Here is a 5,444-nt window from a genome sequence, read left to right as displayed (position 1 = left end):
TACTACGTGACCATCCAGTACCGGAACAACGGCGACCAGGACGTTCTTCCCAGCATGGCCAAGAACGTCGTGCTCAACAGCGCGGGCGGAGTCCAGAGCCGGAAGCTGACGCTCATCAGCATCGGCGCCCGACCACGTGTATCGCTCGTCGCCGACACCGAGTTGACGTGCCTTCGTGCAGGACCAGGGCTGCTGCGGCCCCAGGCCAGGGGCGTCTTCGTGCACGCGCCTACGAGCTGGCGGGCGCTTCGGCGCGGCAGTGCCCCGCACGGAGCGACCGCCCGACGGTTCCCGGCCCGGCGAGGGTGTAGCCGAAAGGGTGCGCTCTCCCCAAGACGGGTACGGGCCGGAGCACTTCGTGGCTACGCTCTCGTGACAGCCAGTCATCGGAGATAGCCCATGCGTATCCGCGCCGTCACCGCAACGCTGACCGTCGCTCTCTGCCTCACTCTCACTGCCTGCGGCGGCAACGGCAGTTCCGGTGGCGACAGCGGTGACAGCGGCGCGGGCACCGAGGAGCTGGAGAAGGCGGTCGAGAGTTATCTCGCCGCGGTGAGCGGCGGCGAGAGCGCCACCGCTTACGGCATGCTGTCCGAGCGCTGCCGGAAGACGACGAACCGTGGCGAGTTTGAGCAGGCCGCCGCCCTCGCCCACGAGCTTTACGGCAAGCTCACCCCCAAGAACATCAGGGTCACTGAGCTGCGCGGCGACTCGGCTCGCGTCAAGGCCACCGTCGGCGTCCCCGCTCTCGATTCCGAGGACGGCGACGGCGCGCGCTGGGTTCGCGAGGGAGGTGAGTGGCGTATGGACAAGTGCGATGACGCCGCCCCGGGAGATCCTTCCGGCGCCTCGGAGAAGGGCGACGCCACGTCGGCGTCGAGCAGGCACTTCGCCGACGTCAGGATCGTCTCCCAGGGGGCCGAGACCGAGTATGGCGTGACCGGCTACCGCGTGAGACTCACCGTCACCAACAGCGGCAGCAAGGCGGCGAACTACTGGGTGGTCGTGGAGGCTTACGACAAGGACGACGACTACCTGGGCCAGACCCATGCGTCCGTCGAGCGGTTGGGCCCCGGTAAGACCTGGCGTGATGACGTCACCTTCTACGACGAGACCATCGAAAACGGCGAGCTGGCGGAGGTGCGCACGGTGAAGGTCAAGCAGGTGGACTACTGCGACGGCTCGACCGACGATCCCCTGATGTGTCAGATCTGAGCGTGAGCGCGTTCAGACAGGCTATTCGAGTACGTGTGCGGTGAACCCGGTGGCGGGCCAGGACCAGGCGCCTTTTGATCGCGGCTGGCGGCGTCGGTGATACTGGGGCCGCACATGAGCGTCGCCGGTGGTGACCGGTGGCGCGGCAAGGCAGTTGGATGCGAAAGACGGGGACATGCGTAGCGGAGCACGGCGTCGGGGTGTTGGGCTTGTGGGGGCGGGAGCGGCGTTGGCGCTTCTCCTTTCTGGTTGCGGTGGCGACACGTCGTCGGGGGACGACTCCTCCGGGCAGAAGAAGGAGTCCGGGGCGAGCGGCGCGGCGGCCGAGCCCGTCACGCTGGAGACCGAGGCGCGGAAGGCGACGCTGACCGACCGCGACAAGAAGTCCCACGACATCACCGTCGAGCCCAAGAGCCTGCAGCGTGGGGCGGCATCCGACCTGGAGAACGTCCGGCTGAAGGACGACCTCAAGGGGATGCAGCCCTACTACCTGACCGTCTCCTTCACCAACGGCGGCGAGGAGCCGCTGACGCGTCCGGGCCTGACAGGGAAGTTGTCCCTGGTGGACGCCGCCGGCGTCCCGGGCAAGGCCATCACGCTCATGTCCGGTTTCTCGTCGACGCAGTCCGGAAAGACGCCGAAGTGCTCCGGGAACGACCCGGTCGGCATCACCGCGGGCGACACGGTGGAGGTCTGCGCACTGGTGATGATGGCCAAGGGCGCTGCTCCCGCGACCGTCGCGTACGCCGACGACAACAGCGACACCCTCCTCTGGAAGGCCGGGGACGGCAAGTCCGACTCGGACAGCGTGCTGCCGAAGGGCAAGTCCGCCGACTCCGCCGTCGATCGCAGCGGCGACCTGATCCCGATCACGGCCACGCCGAAGAGTGTGCGCGAGGGAAGCCTGGACGACCTGAGCCGCTTCAGGCTGAGCGACGCCACGCGCAAGAAGGTCCCGTACTACGTGACCATCCAGTACCGGAACAACGGCGACCAGGACGTTCTTCCCAGCATGGCCAAGAACGTCGTGCTCAACAGCGCGGGCGGAGTCCAGAGCCGGAAGCTGACGCTCATCAGCATCGGCGGCCCGGGCGTCGAGCAGTGCCCGGACGCCGTACCGAACGAGATGGTCAAGCCGGGCGCCACCGTCACCGAGTGCTCGATCCACTTCCTCCCCAAGGGCGACCGCCCCGCCACCGTCTCCTTCAAGTCCGCCGACCCCGAGCCGAAGTGGACCTTCTGGCGCGCGTCGTCATGACCCGTGCGGCCACGCCGGACTTGTGGTCAGGGTCGGCATGGTCAGCGATACTGGGGCCGCGAGTGAGCGTCGCCGGTTGTGAACCGCCCGACGCGTCAAGGCGGTTGGCTTCGGAGGTGGGGGACATGCGTAACGGAACACGACGTCGTGGTGTTGCGGCTCTGGGGGCGGGAGCCGCACTGGTGCTTCTCCTCTGGGGCGGTGGCGCCGGCATGTTGTCGGGGAACGGTTCTCCCAGCCAGAAGGAGTCCGGGGTGGCGGCCGAGCCCGTCAAGGCGGACACCGAGGGCTCTGCTCCCGCGAACGTCCTCTGGACGGCCGGGGACGGCAAGTTCGACTGATCGCAGCAGCGCGGAGTCGTGAACCGCCGGCGGGCCGGCCGGCGGACTTGCGGGGCCCTCTGGGGCCGGTCGTGTCAGAGCCGTAAAGTATGGCGATGCACATGGGCTGCCGGGAGGGGACTGGGGTGCCGCACTCACACTCTGACGGTTCCTTCGCCGAAGGGACCTTCGCGTCATGCTGACCACCACCGCCACGAGGCCGGCCGACGCCGCGTCCCGCCAGACGAGTCCGGCTGTGTCGTATGCCGACTGGACGCGTTGGGATGAACGGACGGCGGCGCGGGTCGCCGGAGCGGCGAGTGTGCTCCTCGCGTTGACGACGGCGGGTCTGGCGGCTGTGCGGCTCGGCTCCGGCGCCGCTGCGGCGGTGGGGGCGGCCGTCGCGCTGCCCGCTGTGGTCGGCGGGGCGCTGCTCTGCAGGGGCGGGCGTCGTGCCGCCGGTGTTCCGCTGCTCGGTCTCGGCGGGTCGCTCCTCGCTCTGGCCGCCTGGCTCGGTTTGCAGGCGGTAGAGATCCGGCTGGTCGCGGGCGGTGCGGCCCTAGGCGGCACGGTCGCGCTGCTCGGCTGGCGCACCGACCGGTTCCGTGCGGCGGTGGTCGCGGCGGGAGCCGTGGTGGCCGGCGCGGTGTTGTGGGCGGGTGCGTTGGCCGTCGTGGAAGCGGCGACGGCCGGAGCCGTGCTGGGCGTGGTGTCCGTCCTGGTGCTGGGGGTCGTGCCGCGTCTCGCGCTCGCGTCGACGGGGCTCACCCGTTGGAACGTGCGTCGACCCGACGCCGCCACCGTTCGCCGCCACGAGGTGGACACGGCGCTTGCCGTCACACACCGGGAGTTGGCTCCCGTGAGCATCGTGGCGGCGGCATCGGCGACGGCCGGCGGCTGGTTGGCGGTTGACGGCGCCGCCGGCTGGGGCTTCGGCTGCGCGCTTCTCGTGGCTCTGCTGCTCGTCTCCCGCTGCCGCGCCTACCCGCTCACCGTGGAGGTGCTGGCGCTGCTGGCCGGTGCGTTGCTGCTGGCGGTACGGGTGGTGGCGGTGTGGTCGGCCGGGACGGCCGTCGGTCCGCTGGTGGCTCTCGGCGTGCTGTGCCTGCTGCCGCTGGTGCCGTTGGCGGCACCGCCGTCCGAGCAGGTCCGGAGACGGGCACGGCAGACGATGAACGTGGCCGAGTCGACCGCCGTGGTGTTGCTGTTGCCGGTCGCACTGGGCGCGTGCGGGCTGTACGACCGCTTCGTCGACTCGTTCTGAGCTGAAGTACGTCGAGGGGACGGTAGAGATGTCGGCACCGGAAGAGACGACGGACCGGCGGGACGGACAGCCGCCGGCGGTACCGGGCGTCGGGCTCCCGCCGATGCCGACGACGCCCCCGGCCGCCGCCGGCCCCCGGACGACACCGTCCGGTCCCGCCGTGCCGGCGGGTGGCGGGGTACCGCCCGGTGGCGGTGTGCCGGCGCCCCCGCCCGGGTTCACACCGCTGGACGCGGAACCCGCCGCGCCCGAAGCGCGCGGTGGCACGCCTGAGGAGGTCACCAGGCCGTCCGCCCCCGCCGCGCCGACGGCACCCGGCGCGTCCGCTGCCGCGTCCGTCGCCGGGACGTACCCGGCGACGCCGGTGAACGCCTTCGCACCCGCTCCGCCCGTCTCCGTACCCGTGTCGGTTCCGGTCACCGCGCCCGAGATGGCGGACGTCGCACGGCGGTCGCCGCACGGCGACACCGTCCCCCGCCGCACCGCCCGCACGCTGCGGCGCCTCGTCTCCTCCGTGGCCCGGGAGACGGCCGTGGCGACCGAGACCGCCCGGGCCATCCAGCAGCCGCTGACCAGTTGCCGGCAGATCGCCGTCACCAGCATCCGGGGCGGTGCCGGGAAGTCCACCGTCGCCGCCCTGCTCTCCCTCACCTACGCGCACTACCGCAACGACCCGGTGCTGACGGTCGAGGCGGACCCGGCGCTCGGCACGCTGCCGGGGCGGCTCGGCGCGGTCGAGGTGCGCTGGACCTGCCAGGACCTCGCCCGCATCGTCCAGCCGTCGATGCGCCTGACGGACATCACCGGCTATCTGGTGCGGCTGGCCGGGGGAGGTTGGCTGCTCCCCGCCAGCCAGGGCTCGGTGGGCGCCAAACTGGACATCGAGACCTACCGCACGGTGATGACCTCCCTGCGCAACTACTTCGGCACCACGGTCGTGGACTGCGAGACGCTGCCGGCGGAGGTCGCCCGCGCCGCGCTCATCACCACCCACGCGCGGGTGCTCGTCACACCGGCGACCGTCGAGGGCGTCGCCGCGACGCGGTCGGTACTCGACTGGATGGGCGGTCTCCACACGAGCATGCTGCCGACCACGGTCGTCGCCCTCGCGCACGCCGTGCCGGACACCGCCCTCGACGAGGCGAAGGCCGTCGAACGCCTGGGGGTCGGCGGCCCCGCGGTGGTGTCCATACCGTACGACCGGCACCTCGCGGCGGGCGGCGCGATCCAGACCGAACTGCTCGGGGAGCACACCCGCGAGGCCGCCGCCCGGCTCGCCGCCGCCTGTATGGCACGCGCGAACTCCGGTGGGCAGACCGGCCGCCCCCGCGCGTGAGCCGAGCCGACCAGAGGGGAGGCGAGGGGCATAGCGGACATGGGGGGCAGG

Annotated in this window: 6 protein-coding genes; 5 read left to right on the top strand and 1 reads right to left on the bottom strand. The window is 71.4% G+C overall.

Annotation, left to right across the window (positions count from 1 at the left end; genetic code table 11):
* Window positions 1–225, bottom strand: a 225-nt coding sequence (locus tag FNX44_RS29205; RefSeq protein WP_228450148.1) for a hypothetical protein, incomplete at its 3' end; no start/stop codon positions are given.
* Window positions 226–399: 174 nt separating this feature from the next.
* On the opposite strand from FNX44_RS29205, the gene FNX44_RS23390 reads away from it, so the two are divergent.
* The 5 genes from FNX44_RS23390 (at window position 400) to FNX44_RS23370 (ending at window position 5,393) form a co-directional block, all read left to right on the top strand.
* On the top strand, window positions 400–1,215 hold the full coding sequence (locus FNX44_RS23390) for an FxLYD domain-containing protein (protein ID WP_143650818.1): 816 nt from the start codon (window positions 400–402) through the stop codon (window positions 1,213–1,215).
* Window positions 1,216–1,444: 229 nt separating this feature from the next.
* Entirely contained in the window at window positions 1,445–2,473 is a 1,029-nt protein-coding gene (locus tag FNX44_RS23385) for a hypothetical protein (RefSeq protein ID WP_143650817.1), read from the top strand.
* Window positions 2,474–2,655: 182 nt separating this feature from the next.
* Window positions 2,656–2,814 (top strand): hypothetical protein, encoded by a 159-nt coding sequence (locus FNX44_RS23380; protein WP_153507654.1) that lies wholly within the window; start codon window positions 2,656–2,658, stop codon window positions 2,812–2,814.
* 175 nt (window positions 2,815–2,989) lie between these two features.
* Complete coding sequence (locus FNX44_RS29575; protein ID WP_143650815.1) at window positions 2,990–4,057, top strand: secretion protein snm4; 1,068 nt, start codon at window positions 2,990–2,992, stop codon at window positions 4,055–4,057.
* 28 nt (window positions 4,058–4,085) lie between these two features.
* Entirely contained in the window at window positions 4,086–5,393 is a 1,308-nt protein-coding gene (locus FNX44_RS23370; RefSeq protein ID WP_228450147.1) for a CpaE/TadZ family protein, read from the top strand.
* The last annotated feature ends 51 nt before the right edge of the window (window positions 5,394–5,444 follow it).

The sequence above is a fragment of the Streptomyces alkaliterrae genome (genome assembly GCF_007097205.2).
Lineage (GTDB): Bacteria > Actinomycetota > Actinomycetes > Streptomycetales > Streptomycetaceae > Streptomyces > Streptomyces alkaliterrae.
Note: the sequence above shows the minus strand (reverse complement) of the source record. Positions and strands in the feature narration are given on the sequence as shown.

What these genes read in the sequence shown, in the direction of transcription:
- FNX44_RS29575 (WP_143650815.1), top strand. Translation starts at nt 2,990, where the DNA reads ATGCTGACCACCACCGCCACGAGGCCGGCCGACGCCGCGTCCCGCCAG.
- FNX44_RS23390 (WP_143650818.1), top strand. Translation starts at nt 400, where the DNA reads ATGCGTATCCGCGCCGTCACCGCAACGCTGACCGTCGCTCTCTGCCTC.
- FNX44_RS23370 (WP_228450147.1), top strand. Translation starts at nt 4,086, where the DNA reads ATGTCGGCACCGGAAGAGACGACGGACCGGCGGGACGGACAGCCGCCG.